Source organism: Neisseria animalis (genome assembly GCF_900636515.1).
GTDB lineage: Bacteria > Pseudomonadota > Gammaproteobacteria > Burkholderiales > Neisseriaceae > Neisseria > Neisseria animalis.
In genome coordinates, this window is the sequence record NZ_LR134287.1 from 1,431,160 (window position 1) to 1,449,482 (window position 18,323).

The 18,323-nt window shown below is 52.6% G+C and carries 14 protein-coding genes; 8 read left to right on the top strand and 6 right to left on the bottom strand.

Annotated features, from left to right (window positions below):
• Positions 1-472 precede the first annotated feature (472 nt).
• On the top strand, positions 473-1,279 hold the full coding sequence (locus EL111_RS06720) for a DUF4198 domain-containing protein (RefSeq protein WP_123795437.1): 807 nt from the start codon (positions 473-475) through the stop codon (positions 1,277-1,279).
• Between the two features lie 264 nt (positions 1,280-1,543).
• Here the strand turns inward: EL111_RS06720 and EL111_RS06725 are convergent, their stop codons facing one another.
• From EL111_RS06725 to dnaQ, 6 genes are all read right to left on the bottom strand, one after another.
• On the bottom strand, positions 1,544-1,744 hold the full coding sequence (locus tag EL111_RS06725; protein ID WP_123795438.1) for a hypothetical protein: 201 nt from the start codon (positions 1,742-1,744) through the stop codon (positions 1,544-1,546).
• Positions 1,745-1,957: 213 nt separating this feature from the next.
• Complete coding sequence (locus EL111_RS06730) at positions 1,958-2,611, bottom strand: TetR/AcrR family transcriptional regulator (RefSeq protein WP_123795439.1); 654 nt, start codon at positions 2,609-2,611, stop codon at positions 1,958-1,960.
• Between the two features lie 55 nt (positions 2,612-2,666).
• A complete protein-coding gene (gene murB / locus EL111_RS06735) occupies positions 2,667-3,695 on the bottom strand; it encodes a UDP-N-acetylmuramate dehydrogenase (RefSeq protein ID WP_123795440.1) in 1,029 nt (342 codons plus the stop codon).
• An 86-nt stretch (positions 3,696-3,781) separates the two neighbouring features.
• Positions 3,782-5,161: an MATE family efflux transporter gene (locus EL111_RS06740; protein ID WP_123795441.1), complete on the bottom strand. Its 1,380-nt coding sequence runs from the start codon at positions 5,159-5,161 to the stop codon at positions 3,782-3,784.
• A gap of 234 nt (positions 5,162-5,395) precedes the next feature.
• Positions 5,396-6,097, bottom strand: a complete 702-nt coding sequence (gene ispD / locus EL111_RS06745) for a 2-C-methyl-D-erythritol 4-phosphate cytidylyltransferase (RefSeq protein ID WP_123795442.1) — start codon at positions 6,095-6,097, stop codon at positions 5,396-5,398.
• Entirely contained in the window at positions 6,094-6,816 is a 723-nt protein-coding gene (gene dnaQ, locus EL111_RS06750) for a DNA polymerase III subunit epsilon (protein ID WP_123795443.1), read from the bottom strand. Before dnaQ ends, ispD begins: the two co-directional genes overlap by 4 nt.
• Positions 6,817-6,961: 145 nt before the next feature.
• On the opposite strand from dnaQ, the gene EL111_RS06755 reads away from it, so the two are divergent.
• From EL111_RS06755 to EL111_RS06785, 7 genes are all read left to right on the top strand, one after another.
• Positions 6,962-8,419, top strand: coding sequence for a patatin-like phospholipase family protein (locus tag EL111_RS06755; RefSeq protein WP_123795444.1), 1,458 nt, complete (start codon positions 6,962-6,964; stop codon positions 8,417-8,419).
• A 271-nt stretch (positions 8,420-8,690) separates the two neighbouring features.
• Positions 8,691-9,413, top strand: coding sequence for an epoxyqueuosine reductase QueH (locus EL111_RS06760; protein WP_123795445.1), 723 nt, complete (start codon positions 8,691-8,693; stop codon positions 9,411-9,413).
• Between the two features lie 101 nt (positions 9,414-9,514).
• A complete protein-coding gene (gene recB / locus EL111_RS06765) occupies positions 9,515-13,144 on the top strand; it encodes an exodeoxyribonuclease V subunit beta (protein ID WP_123795446.1) in 3,630 nt (1,209 codons plus the stop codon).
• A 117-nt stretch (positions 13,145-13,261) separates the two neighbouring features.
• Positions 13,262-13,633, top strand: coding sequence for a 30S ribosome-binding factor RbfA (gene rbfA, locus EL111_RS06770; RefSeq protein WP_123795447.1), 372 nt, complete (start codon positions 13,262-13,264; stop codon positions 13,631-13,633).
• A gap of 341 nt (positions 13,634-13,974) precedes the next feature.
• Positions 13,975-15,048, top strand: coding sequence for a calcium:cation antiporter (locus tag EL111_RS06775; RefSeq protein WP_123795448.1), 1,074 nt, complete (start codon positions 13,975-13,977; stop codon positions 15,046-15,048).
• Between the two features lie 200 nt (positions 15,049-15,248).
• On the top strand, positions 15,249-16,160 hold the full coding sequence (truB, locus tag EL111_RS06780) for a tRNA pseudouridine(55) synthase TruB (protein WP_126325848.1): 912 nt from the start codon (positions 15,249-15,251) through the stop codon (positions 16,158-16,160).
• Positions 16,161-16,236: 76 nt separating this feature from the next.
• A complete protein-coding gene (locus tag EL111_RS06785) occupies positions 16,237-18,234 on the top strand; it encodes a site-specific recombinase (protein WP_123796043.1) in 1,998 nt (665 codons plus the stop codon).
• The last annotated feature ends 89 nt before the right edge of the window (positions 18,235-18,323 follow it).

Consider the following 18,323-nt stretch of genomic DNA (forward strand, 5'->3'; position numbering starts at 1 on the left):
TAAATGACTATAACTATGTTTTACCCTATTTGCACTCCCCCAAGATGCGTCTGAACACATCGCAAAATACAGACGGCAAGTTATCAGGCAAACGGTGCAGGAAACGCCAAAAACTTTAAATATCCAGCCGTTGCCGCTCAAAGCGGTTTAAAGCGATACAGCGTTTCCGCTCCCTGCTCAAAAAAACGTGCTTGAGCAAACTGCTGCAACAAACCCGCCGCCCGTGCTCTTTATACACTCTGCGGCTTGCCGCCTTATCCCAATCCAAATCGAAACAGCTACGATTCAAACAACCTGTTTGTTAACCGTTGTCCCCGGCGCTCATGACAAAACACTTTACCGTTTCAACTTATTCGTGTCGTCAAACATCATTTCCAAACAATATTTCGTTATAGCATAACAAAAAATTTACTCAATCTAAAAAATGTTATATCATAACAAACATATTTCCAAACAACCGCGAGATTATCTGATGAAAAAAACCACCTTACTGCTCACTTGCGCCCTGCTGTTTTCTGCCACAGCCCAAGCCCACCGTGTTTGGGTAGAAACCGCCCATACCCACGGCGGCGAAATCCTCAAAGCCGAATTGGGTTACGGCGAATTTCCTGATTTGGAACCGATTGCCAAAGAAAGGGAATCTTTATTCAAACCCATGCAGCTGATTACCGAACGGGGCAAAGAAAACCTGATCCGCCAACGCAGAGGCGCGAATTATCAGTTTCAAAGCAAAAGCGCGGTTAAAGACGGCAGCTATATCGTAACAGCCGAATATGTGCCGACGTTTTGGTCGAAAAATGCCGGCGGCTGGAAGCGTGTCAGCATGAAAGAAATGCCGGATGCCACTTATTGCGAACAATCGGCAATGTATGGCAAACACATCGTCAATGTCGGACACGAAAGCGCGGATACTGCCGTCATCACCCGTCCGGTCGGACACCGCTTGGAAATTGTTCCCTTGGATAATCCTGCCAATATCCATGTTAACGACCGCTTCAAGGTACGCATATTGCTCAACGGCGAACCCCTGCCAAACGCAACGGTAACGGCAACTTTCGACGGCTTCGACACCAGCGATCGCAGTAAAACCCACAAAACCGAAGCACAAGCATTTTCGGATACAACCGATGACAAAGGCGAAGTCGCCATCATTCCGTTACGGCAAGGTTTTTGGAAAGCCAGTGTCGAACATAAAGCAGATTATCCCGATCAAAGCGTATGCCAAAAGCAGACGGCATATACCACGCTGACTTTCCAAATCGGGCATTCCCACCATTAAAACACCCTGACAATCTTTGAAATATAGTCGAATAAAATAAGAATGAGACAAGGCAGCGAAGCCGCAGACAGTACACATAGTACGGCAAGGCAAAGCAACGCTGTATCATTCTTATTTTAAATGACTATACACTCGGACAATTCAGGGAAATACGGCATAAACCCTCCCTATTTTCCTGTTTCCGGTATCATTTTCCCAATGATGTCATCAAAAGGCCGTCTGCAAATCCGATTTTGCAGACGGCCTTTATTCAACAAACCTGTTTCAATCATTGGGGTGAAAGCGGGCTGCCTCGCGCTCACGGGCAACAACTTCCTTATCTTTTAATTTCGCCCCCAAGCCCAACATCTTTTCATACTCGGACTGCGGCGTACCGTCCTCTTCCATGCCGAACGCGCTGGCATTTACCCACAAAGCCAGCAGGGAAACGATAACGGCGCAAAAACCCACCACATACCAAAACATTTTATTCCTCCGTCAAACGCACAGCCGCGCAACTTTATCCATTCCGGCAATGTACCATAACCGCCACCCGGGATAAACCGCCCTTACCTATTACTGCATTGGTATGTTAAGCCGTGCAAAGAAGCGTGGAAACAGACGGCTGTTTTCCTCCATTTAAGCGTTGCCGTTTTGCCGAGATGATTCCGCAAGCAGCAGGTATTTTTGCAGACGGCTTTATTTCAACATCGGATTTGCCAAACTGATTCTTTTATCAAATTCGTCCCGATATTCAGGCAATAGATACGGGCGCAGCAGGCTCAAAGTCCGATAAATGCCGCGTGTTTTGGAATCTTGGGTCAGCTTGGTACGGCCGCGCAGCGAGCTGTCGAAGTCAAACCAATATTTGGTCACCATCCACATATTGACCGCCAAATCATTCATGGCAGTCCGGTCGGCATGGATAATGCCCAAACCGTTGAGCTGCGTCAGCAGGTTCACCAACAGTGGCGACACTTTGGCTTGGGTAAAATTATTATGCTCGCCCAAAAGCTCCGCACTGCGCGCCAGCAGGGTATTGACATCGCTGAACAAGAAGCGGTATTCCCACATTACATCATAAATCCCCGCCATATAATTGATGGAATCTTCAACGCTGGCAGGCAATACCGCCTCTTGAAGATAATTCAGCAAGGCTTCGCTGTAGCGCTTGAATAATTGAATGATGATTTCATCTTTATTGCGAAAGTGATAATAAAGATTACCCGGACTGATGCCCAAATGCGCGGCGATATGGTTGGTACTGATGTTGCGCTCGCCCTCCTCGTTAAACAAAACCAGGCTGGCATTAATGATACGGGTATAAGTATTGATTTTGGATTCTCGTGCCACTGCACACTCCTTGATATTAACCGCAGTTGCCGTCTGCAAAACGGGCAACCGCAGCTCAAACCGACGGCAGCCAATTCGGTTCGCTATGTAATTCTACTTGGAATCTGTCCGCTACGGCGCGGCAGATATAATCGGCCAACTGCCTCACATCTTTCGGCGAAGCCCTGTCTTTATTGACCAACACCAAAGCCTGCTTCTCGTGCACCGCCGCACCGCCGATTTGAAAACCTTTCAGACGGCATTGGTCGATTAACCAGCCGGCTGCCAGTTTGACGCTGCCGTCTGCCTGCGGGTAAACCGGCATATCGGGATACTCCTGCCGCAAACGCTCTGCATCGGCGGCGGCAACCACAGGGTTTTTAAAAAAGCTGCCGACATTGCCCAAAACCTTCGGATCGGGCAACTTGCTCATCCGTATGGCGCATACCGCTTGTGAAACATCTTTCGCCGTCGGCTCCCTGTCCGCGCAGATAGCGGCCACCGCAGCGGTCAAATCACCGTATTTCAAATTGGCCCGGAATTGCTCGTGCAACGCAAAGACCACGGCAGTAATCACATAGCGGCCTTTCCCTTCCTGCTTAAACAATGATTCGCGGTAGGCAAAGCGACAATCGGCATTGGAAAGCTCGACAAATTCCCCTTTTTCCAAATCAAAGCAGCGCACGGAATGAATCACATCTTTCACTTCCACGCCGTACGCACCGATATTCTGCACGGGAGATGCACCAACCATACCGGGAATCAGACTGAGGTTTTCCAAGCCCGACAAACCCAGCTCCAAAGTATGCAGTACAAAATCGTGCCAAACCTCTCCTGCCTGAGCTTCAATACGGACAACACCGTTTTCACGCGACAGCTCGCGTATCCCCTTGTTCTCCATATGAACCACCAAGCCCGGGTAATCCGCCGTCAATACAATATTGCTGCCGCCGCCCAACCACAAAACCGTTTGGCGGTCAAACTCGGGCAGGCGCACAATATCGTAAATATCTTCCTCCTGCTTCAAAGCAGTAAAAGCGGCTGCACGGGCCGTCAGGCCGAAAGTATTGTAAGGGGTCAAATCGGTTCGGTATTGCACTTGCATAGGATTAACCTTGGCTTATGGATTTGCAGACGGCAAATGCCGTCTGCATTTTGTTATTCATACTGCTTTTGTTTCCCGCCTGTTTGTCAGACGGCCTTAAACGATTGCGCCACGGATTTGCTGCATATCTCCAAACACCAAACCAAGGCAACGGCGGCAATCGTCAACGAAACCACCAGCGCCGTCCAAAAGCCGTTCAGCCCCATACCGAAATAGTAAGCCAGCCAATAGCCGGGCAGCAGGCCGCAACCCCAAAAAGCCACCGCGTGTATCACCATCGGGACTTTGGTAATTTTATAGCCGCGCAGCGAATAAGACGCGATACACTGGGTTGCATCGGCAAGCTGGAACAAAGCAGCCAGCAACAACACCCCTGCTGCGATATTCAAAACCGCCGCATCATCGGTGTACATTCCGGCCAGCGGAAAACGCAATGATACCAAAGCCAAAGCAGTAATAACAGCCAAAATCAAGCCCAACACCACCGCCACGCCGGAAATATAACGCGCCCGGACAAACTCGCGCCTGCCCAATGAAAAACCCACGCGCACCGTTGCCGCCGAACCGACACTTTGCGGAATCATATAAATAATACCCGTCAAGCTGATAACAACCTGTTGCGCCGCCACATAATCTTCCCCCAGCCGCGCCACCAAAAACACGATAAACGAAAATGCGCTGGCTTCCAAAAAATACGACAAACCAATCGGCGCACCGAGTTTCCAAAGCTGCCCGAACGCTGCCTTATCCGGCTTGCTGAAACGCTCCGTTAAGCCGAACGGACGGAAATAACGCTGTTTGGCCACATACAGCCACAACGCCGCCGCGCTGAACCAAAACACCAGCGCAGTGGCCACACCGCACCCTGCGCCGCCCAATTCAGGAAAACCGAACTTACCGTATACAAACGCATAATTAAGCGGAATATTCAGCAAAAATGCCGCAAAGCTCACCAACATAATCACACGCGGCCGGTTGAGGCTGGAAGCATAACCGTGCAACGCCCGGTGTATCATCGCGGCAGGCATGGCAAGACTGGTAAAAATCATGTAGTCCGCCATCATGCTTTCTACTTTGTCGCTCAAATCCAGCCAATACTGAAACGGTACGATAACCGCCCACATCAGCAGCATTCCGAACACGCCCAAACACAGCCCGAACCAAATGCCCTGCCGCCCCATTTCACCCACTTCCGCGTACTTTCCCGCCCCATTGGACTGGGCGATCAGCGGATTGAGTGCCGTCATGATACCGATAAACGTGATATAAATCGTTGCAAACGCGCTGCCGCCCAAAGCAACCGCCGCCAAATCTTCCTTGCCCGCACCGCCTGCCATCACCGTATCGACAAAACCGATACCCACTTGGGCAACCTGCGCCAACAAAATCGGCAGGGCAAGCGCAGACAGCCGTTGGATTTCTTTACGGAAAACAGGAAAGGAAAAGCGGTTGAATTCAAGCAGCATAAACAGAAAAATTACATCAAAATCAAAAGGAAAAAGCCGTACCGCAGGCAGGCTTTAAATCAAACAGTACGATATAGTCGAATAAAATAAGAATGAGACAAGGCAGCGAAGCCGCAGACAGTACACATAGTACGGCAAGGCAAAGCAACGCTGTATCATTCTTATTTTAAATGACTATAAAATACAGACGACATCAAAATACAGACGGCATAACCGCCCGACAAACCGCCTGCCTTAACGCGCAGCAGCTTCCGCCAGCAGCAGGCGGACAATAATTTCATCTTGCGGCAAAGTCAGTTTCAAATTGCGCGTATCGCCCGATACCAAGCGCGGCCTGATACCCAGCATTTCCACCGCCGAAGCCTCGTCTGTTACCGCACTCAAATCCTCTGCCGACAAAGCACGCTGCAACAATGCTGCCTGAAAAAGCTGCGGAGTTTGCGCCTGCCACAAATCCGAACGGTCAACCGTTGCACCGATTTGGCGGCAGCCATCGGCACGCTTGAGCGTATCGGCAACCGGTACGGCGAGAATACCGCCCTCACTGCACGCACCGGCCTCGTCAATCAAGCGCGTTACGGCTTCCGTCGGCAGACAGCAGCGTGCCGCATCATGTACCAAAATATTGTCGTCCGGCGCGGCAATGCCTTGTTGCAGCAGAGTATCGACACCGTTTCGCACCGTTTCCGCCCGCGTACTGCCTCCGACTTTAAACACGCCGACATTCGGCAGCGCGGTATCCCATGCCGTCTGCAACAGATTATCCTGAGGAGAGACAACGACCGCGGTAAAGTCAATCTGCGGATGTGCGGCGAATACCGCCACCGTATGCTGCAATACCGTTTTTCCGTGAATGCGGACATATTGCTTGGGCATACCCGCGCCAAATCTTGCTCCCACGCCGGCAGCGGGAATCAAAGCGACATTGCGCCTCATGCTCTTTCCCCTGCAGAGGTGGATTTGCGCCAAAGGCACTCTTCGCCCAAAGCATCGAGATATTGCTCATGTTCGGCGGCTTCGGCTTCATTTGCCCTGATCACTTTCAGACGGCCTGTACGCTGTGTGGGAGAGGCAACAAAAGTCTTTTCCTGCTGCGTTTCTTCTTCCGCACCACCCATTAAATCAAACTGCCGGCGGGTCATGTTCAGGTACACTTCGCCCAACAGCTCGCAGTCAATCAACGCACCATGCAATACACGCTTGCTGCGGTCCACGCCCAAGCGCGTACACAAAGCGTCCAAGCTGTTTTTCTGTCCCGGATATGCCTCTTTCGCCATCGCCAGCGTATCCGTAATTTTGCAGCCCAACTCCTCCACACTAGGCAGCCCCATGCGGGCAAACTCCATGTTCAAGAAGCCCACGTCGAAACGCGCGTTGTGGATAATCAGCTCCGCCCCGCGGATAAACTCGGCAATCTCCCTGCCCACCGCAGCAAACGGCGGCGCATTTTTTTCTTCCAAAACCTCAATCGTCAGACCGTGTACCTTCGCCGCTTCCTCCGGCATATCCCGCTCGGGGTGTACATAAAGGTGCAAGCTGCGTTCGGTCATCTGGCGGTTAATCATTTCCAAACCGGCAAATTCAACCAAACGGTCCCCGCTGTCGGGGTAAAGGCCGGTGGTTTCCGTATCGAGAATAATCTGGCGTTGGCTCATAAAACAATCCTTGTCTGACAGCCCCGAATCATACTAAATAGAGGCGCAAAAGTATAGCCGGGCAAGCGCGGCAACTTGCCCCTGCAAGGCGAAACCGCTATCATCACTTTCTTTTTCATTTCCTGTTTTTTACCCGTTTCCGCTTATGCCTAAGCCATCTGCCCGCACTGCGCTTTCCTTGATTGCCGCCCTTGTCCTTTCCGCCTGTTCGCTGGTCAAATACCAGCCGGTGGAAACCATTTCGACAATCAATACTTCCCAAGGCTACCGCTTCGGCAACCAACACGCCGACTGGAGCAAAGACGATACGTTGGTGGTATTGATGTTTTCCGGCGGCGGTACGCGCGCGGCGGCTTTGGGCTACGGCGTACTGGAACAGCTCAACCGGCACAAAGTCCATATCGGCGGCAAACAAAAATCCCTGCTGGAGCATATCGATATTGTCGTCGGCGTATCCGGCGGCTCGGTACTGGCGGCTTACTACTCGCTGCACGGCACCGATACGATTCCATCGTTTTACAAACGCTTCCTGCGGCAGAACTTCCAGCGCATGGTCATCAAACAGGCTTTTTCCGCCGCCAACATACCGCGTTTGGCATCTCCCGAATACGGGCGCGGCGACTTGCTGCAAGAGCAGTTTGAAAACCAGCTTTTCGGCAATGCCACTTTTGAAGTATTGGAAAAGCACCGCAAAGGGCCGTTTGCCATCATCACCGCCACTGACATGGGCATTTCCGAACAGTTGAAATTTACCCAAGAAGATTTCGACGTGATGTGCATCAACTTAAACGATGTCTCCATTGCGCGTGCCGTTGCTTCCTCCAGCGCGGTACCGCTGGTCTTCGCACCGCTGACTTTCAACAACAACGGCGGCAACTGCGGCTATACCCTGCCTCCGGAGATTGCCGAATCGCTCTCCGGCAGCGCGGACAACAAACAACAAAGCAAAACCCACCGCGAAATCATCAAACGCTACGAACAATACAACGACAGCCGAAAACGCCCCTATATCCATCTGCTTGACGGCGGTCTGACCGACAACCTCGGCATGCGCGTCCTGCTGGACATCGCCGACATCGATTCCGGCATCATGCTGGACAAACTGCGGCAGAACGGTGTACGCCATATCGTTGCCATCAACGTCAACGCCCAAAACGAAATCAGCAAAGACATCGACCAAAGTGCCGCCGTACCCGGCTTCAGCAGCGTCATGAGTGCAGTTGTCGATATTCCCATCGACCGTTTTTCGCAACACACCCTGCGCGGCTTCCGCTCCTTTGCCGACAAATGGAACGAAGAACAAAACCGCCTGCCGCCAAACGAGCGCATCAACCTTTCCTTCGTCAGCCTGAACCTGCGGGATCTGCCGAAAAGCGAGTTGCGCGATAAAGTATTGAATATCCCCACCAGCTTCTACCTGCCGCCGCAAGACGTGGACAATCTCCGCACCGCCGCTGCCGAGCTGCTGAAACATTCCAAAGAATACCAAACCATTCTGAAAAAACTGTCTGCCCGCCCGAATACCGAGGCACGGTTTGCAGAATTTGCAGACGGCAATGATGATGAAATGCTGTCTGCAAAACCGGAAACAACTGAACAATAACTGTTTTTGCAAACACGCCGTCCGCATATTGCATATTATAGTTATTGGAAATAAGAATAATACGGTGTGGCTGCGCCTGCCCGAATAGGGTGCTTGACCAAGCTCCCGAACAGCAAGTCCGCCGACCAGTACTGTCTGTATTGTTTGCGGGCTTGCTGCCTTATCCCATTCTGTGTTATTCGACCATATTCTGCTAAAATACACATTTTCATTTTTGCAGACGGCATACTGTTATGCCGCCAGCACACAAACCTTCCGCACCCGATACGCCATGAACCCGAACACACCCGAAGTTACCCTTATCGACCGCCCCGTACTCGTCCCGCCCGGCGGACATAAAAAAGTATTGCTGCATTCCTGCTGCGCGCCCTGTTCCGGCGAAGTCATGGAGGCCATGCTCGCCAGCGGCATCGACTACACCATCTACTTTTACAACCCCAACATCCATCCGCACAAAGAATACATGTTGCGCAAAGAAGAAAACATGCGCTTTGCAGAGAAATTCGGCATTCCCTTCATCGACAAAGACGACGATTACGAAAACGACCGCAAAGAATGGTTTGAAAAAGCCAAAGGCATGGAGTTTGAGCCGGAACGCGGCATCCGCTGCACCATGTGTTTCGACATGCGCTTTGAAAAAGCCGCACAATACGCCCATGAACACGGTTTTCCCGTCTTCACCAGCTCGCTCGGCATTTCTCGCTGGAAAGACATGAAACAAATCAACGGCTGCGGCCACCGCGCCGCCGAACCGTACGACGACGTGGTTTACTGGGATTTCAACTGGCGTAAAGGCGGCGGCAGCGCACGCATGATTGAAATCAGCAAACGCGAACATTTCTACCAACAGGAATACTGCGGCTGCGCCTATTCACTGCGCGACTCCAACGCCCACCGCAAATCGCAAGGCCGCATTCCGATTAAATTGGGACGGCTGTATTACGGCGACGAATCCACTGTTTACGAGCCGCAGCCGATTAAAGTCGACAAATAACACACAGGCCGTCTGCAAAATGGTTCACAGAAATCACCGATTTCACCGGAAGCATTTTACAGACGGCCTTTTCCATTATTCCACTGACACCGCCGACCACCATGACCACCGCCCAGCCTTTCCACCCTCTGCTCGTTCCCATCAGCGGCACCAACCTGATTGAAGCCTCCGCCGGCACAGGCAAAACATACGGCATTGCCGCGCTGTTTACCCGGCTGGTGGTACTGGAACAAATGCCGGTAGAAAACATTTTAGTCGTTACCTTCACCAAAGCAGCAACCGCCGAATTGAAAACCCGTCTGCGTAACCGGCTGGACAACGTCTTGCAGATTTTAGAAGCCGTTGAAAACGCAAACGAAAATACAGACGGCCTTACCATGTACTGCCATCAGGAATATGCCGGAGACACCTTTCTGCCCGAGCTGCTGCAAAAAGCCTTGGCACAAGAAACCCAAGCGCGGCTGGTGGTACGCCTGAAAGCCGCCATCGGACAATTCGACAACGCTGCCATTTACACCATACACGGCTTCTGCCAACGCATCTTGCGCGACTACGCTTTTCTCTGCCAAACGCAATTCGACGTAGAATTAAGCGAAGAGCAGCACGACCGCCTGCTTGTTCCCGCACAAGACTTCTGGCGCAAACGGGTCAGCCACGACCCCGTTACCGCCCGTCTGGTCTTCAAGCACAACCAAACCCCGCAGAAAATCCTGCAGGGGATACAACGTTTCATCAACCGCCCCTATCTGGTTTGCAGACGGCCTGAAAACGATTTGCCGCAAGCGCAGCATCAGGCTGCCGAAACATGGCAGAGCATCCGCCTGAAACTGGCGGATTTGGAAGAAACATTCTGGCGCGTCCACCCCGCCCTAAACGGCAACAGCTACAAGAAAAACACCTTTGCCAACCTGTTTGCCGTGCTCAAAACCGCAGACGGCCAAAACCGGCTGCCGGAACACAGCGACAAACCGCTCGACAAGCTGCCGATGTTTGCCGCCGACATACTGGAAGCAAAAATCAAAAAAGGCCAAACTCCCGACCTTGCCGCCTTTGCCGACTTGCAGGCTCTGGCAAACTTAGGACGCGACTTGGAGCGTCTTGCCGCAGCAGAACAACACGCCCTGACCCTGTTACAGCTCGACCTGCTCGAACACCTGAACAGCGCGCTGGCGCAACAGAAAAAAACGCGCCGCGAACGCGGTTTCGATGATCTGCTGCTGGATGTTTACACCGCCCTGACCGACAATCCCCACCGCCACACACTTGCCGAAACCGTGGCGCAAAACTGGCGCGTCGCACTGATCGACGAATTTCAGGATACCGATCCCTTACAGTACGAAATCTTCCGAAAAATATTCATCAACCAAGAACGCCCGTTGTTTTTAGTCGGCGACCCCAAGCAGGCCATTTACAGCTTTCGCGGTGCAGATATTTATGCCTACCTGCAAGCTGCCGCCGATGCCCGCTCCCATTACACGCTGACCGTCAACTACCGCAGCCATGCCAAACTGGTCAACAGCATCGGCGCGCTGTTCCGCCAAAAAGACCGCCCGTTTGTGTTAGCAAACATCGACTATGCAGAAGTCGGCGCCGCACGCGAACACAGCCGCCTGAATCCGCCACGCCCCGCCGTAAGCGTCCGCTGGCTGAACCAAAACACCGGCAAAAGCGAAAACAAAGACCTGCTCCGCAAACAAGCAGCGGAATATTGTGCCGATGAAATTGCCTATGCGCTTTTTGAGGCCGCCAAAGGCCGTCTGCATTTTAAAGACCGCCCGTTGCAGTCAGGCGACATTGCTGTCTTGGTTCGGACGCACAACGAAGGCAGCCTTATTGCCAAGTCTCTGAAAAAAAGAAAAATCCAAAGCGTACTGCTGCACCGCGAATCGGTATTTGCCACAGCCGAAGCCGCCGCGCTGGCCGCCCTTATCGGTTTTTGGCTTACCCGCCGCACCGCAGATTTACGTTTCGTTTTGGGCAGCGTTCTGTTTCATTACACCGCAGAGCAGTTGTACGCACTCAACCAAGACGATGCCGCCTTGCTTGCATGGACAGACTCCGCCCGCGAAGCCGCAACATTATGGAAACAGCACGGTTTTTACGCCGCCATGCAAGGCTTTGCCGCCCGGCACCATATCGAAACCCGCCTGCTTGCAGACGGCATGGAGCGCAGCCTGACCAACTACCAGCAATTATTAGAGCTGCTTGCGGCCGAAGACGAGCAAAGCCGCACGCCCGCGTCCCTGCACAAATGGCTGCTGGAACAAATTCATGCCGCCACCGAAGACAAAGCCGCAGGCGAACACCACACCGTGCGTTTGGAAAGCGACGAAGCCTTGGTCAAAATCGTAACCATGCATGCTTCCAAAGGTTTGCAGTATCCCTTGGTGTACTGCCCGTTTGTTTGGGACGCCGCCGCCATCAAACCCAACGATTGGCAGATTCTGCACCGCCGAGACGGTTCTTCCGAGCTGTTGGCCAAACAGCAGCTTGACGAAGCCGATCAAATCCAGCTTGGCGATGAAACCGCCTCCGAAAACCTGCGCTTGCTGTATGTTGCCCTAACCCGTGCCGAAGAACAGCTGAACATCTATGCCGGACATTGTTCCAATACTGCCGACAATACGTTTGCCTACCTGCTCGAAGGCGGCGCAGCGGCAGAACGTCAAAATGTGCATCAAACTTATAAAAACGAAAAAAATGCAGCGGCACAGGCGCAGATGTTGAAAAATAATTGGCTCAGGTTTATCGAAGCCCAACAGCATAATCCTGATGTTGAATTTGCTTTCACGGAAGAAGCACCTTATACTGCTTTTATTGCCAACCGCAGTGAAAACGCTGCCTGCCGTTTTCAAGCAGCCGAAATTCCGGCACGCCGGTTTGAGTTTGTCCGCCACACCAGTTTTACCGGTCTCAGCCGCCATGTGAAAACCGTTGAAAGCGAACGCGAAGAATTGCAGCCGGCCGTTGATGCCGCCGAAAGCGCAATACTGCCTGAAATGCCGTCTGCAAATCCGCATACGGACGATGTGTGCCACACTATCCACCACTTCCCGCGCGGCGTGAAAGCCGGGGTGTGCCTGCATGAAATACTGGAGCGGCTCGATTTTTCCGCACCCGCCATCGAACAAAGCACGCAAACCGCCGAAATTCTTGCGCGATACGGGTTTGAAGACATCTGGCTGCCGGCGGTCAACGCCATGATTGATTACTGCCGTACCACGCCGCTTACCGGAAACCATGCGCTCGGGAACATCAAAGCCGCCTGCCGTCTGCCGGAAATGGGCTTTACCCTGTATATGCGAGATTTCAACCTGACTGCCTTACGCGCATGGTTTGCCCGCCCCGACAGCGGTTTGCCGCCCGAATGCATTCAAGCCTCGGAACACTTGGACTTTCAAGATTTGCAAGGGTTTCTTAACGGCTTTATCGATATGGTCTGTCAAGATGCAGACGGCAATGTTTGCGTCATCGACTACAAGTCTAACCATTTGGGGAATGACGAAACCGCCTATACCACCGCCGCCATGAACGAAGCGATGGCACACCATCATTACTATCTGCAAGCATTGATTTACGCCATTGCCGTTGCCCGCCATTTCAAGCTGCGCGGACAAACTTTAGAGAAAATCTCCGCCCGCTACCTGTTTTTGCGCGGCATGGACGGTTCGCAAAACGGTATCTGGAGCTGGGACATTCCTACCGCAGATTTGACAGAATGGTTATCATGACCCGATTTTCCGCTATAATGCAGCCTTAATATTGCGGCAGAAAACCATACTGCCCCCACCCATGCCGTCTGCAAACCGCAACCTTGTTTTTGCAGACGGCATAATAAGGACAAAACCATGAGAAAACCGCAACGCGGCTACGCCCGCCAAGACCGTGTCAAAGAACAAATCATGCGCGAGCTGGCCGAGCTGGTCCGCACCGGCCTGAAAGACCCGCGCGCAGGCTTCATCACCATCAACGAAGTCGAAGTCACCCGTGATTACAGTCACGCCACCGTGTTTTACACCGTGTTGGACGACAGCACCCGCGAGATTACGGCAGACGCGCTCGATCACGCCAAAGGCCACTTGCGCAGCGAATTGGCCAAGCGCATCAAACTTTTCAAAACGCCCGAGCTGCATTTCAAATACGACGAATCGCTGGAACGCGGTATGAGCATTTCCAGCCTCATCGACCAAGTAGCGGCAGAAAAACCGGTGGAAGACTGATCCGAGCCCTCTTTGAAGGCCGTCTGAAAATTTTCTGCTCCCTGATTTTCCGGACTTAAACTTTTCAGACGGCCTTGTCGTCATTTCCGGCCTTCCTGTTTCATCGTCATGTAACACAGAAAACCACAGCATTGCCGCGCCTTGCTTAAAAGAGGCTTGACCAAGCTGCCGAAGCCGCAACACCGTTGGCCGGCCCGTACTGTCCGTACTGCGGCTTTAGTGCCTTGTTTCATTCTGTGTTATCCGGCCATATGCCCGAAATACGGCACAACCCGTCCCTTCCCGACAGCCTTAACGGCTGCTTTTGTTGCAAACCCCGTTTCAATTTCCAAAGGATACGAATGGCACACAAACACGCTATGCTTCCCATCTGGTCTGTCGCGCTGCCGCTGGCGGCGTGGGCAGGCTATTTTTTCGGTATCGACGGCACGCTGATGCAGCTTGCCGGAGGCGCATTATTGATAGGCAGCGTTTTATCTGCCGTGCACCATGCCGAAGTGGTGGCGCATAAAGTCGGCGAACCCTTCGGTACCATTATTCTGGCACTGGCGATTACGGTGCTGGAAGTCGGCCTGATTGTGTCGCTGATGGTTGCGTCCGACGGCAACGCGCCTACGCTGGCGCGGGATACCGTATTTGCAGCGATTATGCTGATTCTCACCGGCCTGCTCGGCGGCAGCCTGCTGCTGGGCGGTTTCCGCCATCACGAACAGTTTTTCGGACAAAAATCGGTCAGTACCGCGCTGGTCACGCTGATTTCCATTTTGGTGCTGACGCTGGTTCTGCCGAATTTCACCACTTCGACGGTGGAAGGCACTTACAGCAACAGCCAGCTGGTTTTTGTCGCCGTTGCCTCGCTGGTATTGTATTTTTCGTTTATTGCCATGCAGACCGTGCGCCACCGCGATTATTTCCTGTCTGACGACGACGATGAAAGCCGCCATGCCGAGCCGCCTTCCCTTGCGGTCGCCGCCGCCTCCCTGCTGCTGCTGGTCGTGTGTCTGGGCATCGTGATTCTGCTGGCCAAAGCCCTCTCTCCCGCCATCGAAGGCATGGTTGCCGCCGTCGGCGCGCCGCCTTCTTTGGTCGGCGTGATTATCGCTGCCGTGGTACTGATGCCCGAAGGCTTGGCCGCGCTCACCGCCGCCCACCGCAACCGCCTCCAAACCAGCGTCAACCTCGCACTCGGATCCGCCTTGGCCAGTATCGGCCTGACCATTCCCGCCGTGGCCATCGTCTGCCTGATTTACGACATCGACGTTGTGCTGGGCTTGGATACGAAATCCATGATTTTATTGGGCTTGAGTACTTTTACCGTGATGCTCTCGCTCAATCAGGGCCGTAGCAATATGCTTTACGGCATCGTTTTGCTGGTTAACTTGGCCGCTTATATTTTTACCATTATCGTCCCATAATCACAGGCAGGCCGTCTGAAAAACGTTTGTAAAAACAAGGTAGTGAAAACAAGGTGTAGGATGTACGCCGGCGCACCAGCCCGTGATAAATGGTGCGGCAGGCCGCAACCCTATGCCGTTTCAGAATGATTTGACATCTTTCAGACGGCATTGAGGCCGTCTGAAAAAACACTGACCCAAGTTACCCAAGAAATACCGCCATGACCAAACCGACCAAACGCGCCGTTAACGGCGTGCTGCTGCTCGACAAACCCTTAAACCTCTCCAGCAATACCGCGCTGCAAAAAGCCCGCCGCCTCTACCGCGCCGAAAAAGCGGGACACACCGGCGTACTCGACCCGCTGGCAACCGGCCTGCTGCCCGTCTGCTTCGGCGAAGCCGCCAAATTCGCGCAATACCTGCTGGATGCCGACAAAGCCTACACTGCCACCCTGCAACTCGGCGCAGCCAGCAGCACCGGTGACGCTGAAGGCGAAATCATCGCCACCGCCCGCACCGACATCAGCCGGGAAGAATTTCAGACGGCCTGCACCGCGCTGACCGGCAACATCCGCCAAGTACCGCCGATGTTTTCCGCCTTGAAACACGAAGGCAAACCGCTGTACGAATATGCGCGCCAAGGCATCGTTATCGAACGCAAACCGCGCGACATCACCATTTATTCGATAGAAATTACCGATTTTGCCGCACCGAAAGCCGTGATTGACGTGCGTTGCAGCAAGGGTACCTACATCCGCACCCTCAGCGAAGACATCGCAAAACAGATGCATACTTTCGCCCACCTCACCGCCCTGCGCCGCACCGAAACCGCCGGTTTCCATATCGGCCAAACACATACCTTGGAAGCAATCGAAGCCTTGGACGAGGCCGGACGCGACGCGCTCTTGCTGCCCTGCGATGTTTTGGTGCGGCATCTGCCGAAAATCGAATTAAACGACAAAGCCGTGGAAATGCTCAAATTCGGCCAACGCCCGCAGTTTCATGAAAACATTTCCGCCGCTTCTCCGATTCGCGTTTACACGAAAAACGGCGGGTTTGTCGGACTTGTCGAATACCGGCAAGAGATAGGCCGTCTGCAAGCCCTGCGGCTGATGAACACGGCAAAGGGTTAACTCCCTGCCATACAATTTTTGCCGGCAGCCAACGGCATACTTTTCAGAATATCTTCAATTATGGAATAATGCCCCGATGAAAAAACTCACTCCGCAAAACCTGCACTCGGTGTTGAGCGAACGTATCGGCGATGCTGATTTTGTTTCCGTACTCAACGCCCTCATTCAATTTTTACGCAGCGGCGGCAAAAAAAATGCTGCCGCCCGTTTCGACCAAATCCTGATTACCTTCAGACAGGACGAAGCACTTTGCCGTCAGTTTGGCGATTGTTTCTATCTTTGGCTGGCAAAAATCCATGTTTATCCCGCCCTGATCAAGCTGGGTATTTTCTCCCGCAACAGCTTCGCCCGCGAGATGATAGATCGCATTTACGAGCGCTTCAGCCCTTCGTATAAAGACTTGAACAACCTTTTAGAAGTATTCCTTTATCTTTTCCAATCGGAAAACGATGACCGCTGGCTTTCCACCATCAGCCTGCGCCAATGGTTGAATTTATACGAACTGATTCAACGTCATGCCGCCGATTCAATTTTGCAGACGACTTCACGCCAGTTGAGCGAAGCACGCATCCGCGCCATTGAGATGCTGGCTATCTGGGTAGCCTCCGAAGCACTGCAACCGGAGTTTGTCCGCCTCGCACCACGCTTGCTGGCTGCGGATTCTGCGTTTGTCGGATTACAGCGGGAAACCGCCTTATTGGTAGAACATTACCGCCACAACAGCAGCAGCTACGACACCGCTCATTTGGAAGTGATGTTCGACCAATGCCAAACCCAAGTGATTTATCTCCGTCGGCGGGGAACGGGCGCAGGTTCCGGTTCCTCAATACAAGTAGCCCACCTGCTGGAGCGTTTGCAACAAACTTTGGACCGCCTAAAACTTCTCATCAATATCCAAACCCAAGAACAACGCAACCGCTTGGTCATCAGCCTGATGAACTCTATGATTTATGCGGCAGTCGAGCAATACAGTACCCGTCATCTGCGTAAGAGCAGCGTACGCATGCTGACACGCAGCATTACTGAAAACACCAGCAACAGAGGCGAACACTACATCACGCGCAACCGCAAAGAATACTTGAATATGCTGTATTCCGCAGCAGGTGGCGGCGTTATCATCGCATTGATGGCTTTACACAAAATCCATATCGCCGGCTTGGGATTCGGCGAATTTACCACGGCTTTTCTTTCCGGCCTGAACTACGGCTTGGGATTTATGCTGATTCACGTCCTTCACTGTACTGTGGCCACCAAGCAGCCCGCCATGACAGCTGCCAGCTTCGCCGAACAAGTCGAATTAAACGAACGTGGGCGTGCCGTTGACAACAAACTTGCCAAACTGCTCATCGACGTATGCCGTTCGCAAAGCGTAGCCGTCTTCGGTAATGTCGGTGTTGCCGTATTGCTGGCCGGACTGATTTCTACTTTCTATGCGCTGCAAACCGGCAACACGCTGCTGAGTGCCGAAGATACTGCCTATCAATTCAAGTCGATTGATGTGTTTACCCAACCGACTTTATGGTATGCGGCGATTGCCGGCGTATGGCTGTTTTGTTCGGGCATTATTGCCGGCTTCTTCGACAACCGTGCCGACTATCTCGACCTGCGCCGCCGCCTGACCATCAACCCGCTGTTGCGCCGCATTATGCCTGCCAAACTCCGCAGCAGATTTGCCGTCTATATCCACAAACATTACGGCTCGCTGATGGGTAATTTCATCTTCGGCATGCTGTTGGGCTTAACCGGCTTTTTCGGACACCTTCTCGGCCTGCCTCTCGATATCCGTCATGTTGCCTTTTCCTCTGCAAACTTAGGCTATGCAGCCATCAGCGGAGAAGTCGGCGTTATCGCATTTATGTACGGAATGTTCGGCGTACTGGCAATCGGTACGGTAAACCTGATGGTCAGCTTTACCCTTGCCCTGTTTGTCGCCTTACGCTCGCGCGGTACCCAACTCGGCAGTCTTCGCAATATCCTCAAAAGTGTATGGCTGCAAGTAAAAAATAATCCCTTGCAACTAGTTTATCCTCAAACCGAACCAAAATCCGAGGGTAAAACAGACAACAAACCTTAAATTAAAAAATACCGAAAATATGTTGGGAGTAGGGTTTTCTCACCGTCAGTATGAAAAAGATACAACCGGAAAAACAGCAACTGCCACAG

Excerpts from the sequence above, each read along its gene's own strand:
- EL111_RS06720 (WP_123795437.1), top strand. The coding sequence starts at position 473 with ATGAAAAAAACCACCTTACTGCTCACTTGCGCCCTGCTGTTTTCTGCC.
- EL111_RS06725 (WP_123795438.1), bottom strand. The coding sequence starts at position 1,744 with ATGTTTTGGTATGTGGTGGGTTTTTGCGCCGTTATCGTTTCCCTGCTG.
- murB (WP_123795440.1), bottom strand. The coding sequence starts at position 3,695 with ATGCAAGTGCAATACCGAACCGATTTGACCCCTTACAATACTTTCGGC.
- EL111_RS06740 (WP_123795441.1), bottom strand. The coding sequence starts at position 5,161 with ATGCTGCTTGAATTCAACCGCTTTTCCTTTCCTGTTTTCCGTAAAGAA.
- ispD (WP_123795442.1), bottom strand. The coding sequence starts at position 6,097 with ATGAGGCGCAATGTCGCTTTGATTCCCGCTGCCGGCGTGGGAGCAAGA.
- dnaQ (WP_123795443.1), bottom strand. The coding sequence starts at position 6,816 with ATGAGCCAACGCCAGATTATTCTCGATACGGAAACCACCGGCCTTTAC.
- EL111_RS06755 (WP_123795444.1), top strand. The coding sequence starts at position 6,962 with ATGCCTAAGCCATCTGCCCGCACTGCGCTTTCCTTGATTGCCGCCCTT.
- EL111_RS06760 (WP_123795445.1), top strand. The coding sequence starts at position 8,691 with ATGAACCCGAACACACCCGAAGTTACCCTTATCGACCGCCCCGTACTC.
- recB (WP_123795446.1), top strand. The coding sequence starts at position 9,515 with ATGACCACCGCCCAGCCTTTCCACCCTCTGCTCGTTCCCATCAGCGGC.
- rbfA (WP_123795447.1), top strand. The coding sequence starts at position 13,262 with ATGAGAAAACCGCAACGCGGCTACGCCCGCCAAGACCGTGTCAAAGAA.
- EL111_RS06775 (WP_123795448.1), top strand. The coding sequence starts at position 13,975 with ATGGCACACAAACACGCTATGCTTCCCATCTGGTCTGTCGCGCTGCCG.
- truB (WP_126325848.1), top strand. The coding sequence starts at position 15,249 with ATGACCAAACCGACCAAACGCGCCGTTAACGGCGTGCTGCTGCTCGAC.
- EL111_RS06785 (WP_123796043.1), top strand. The coding sequence starts at position 16,237 with ATGAAAAAACTCACTCCGCAAAACCTGCACTCGGTGTTGAGCGAACGT.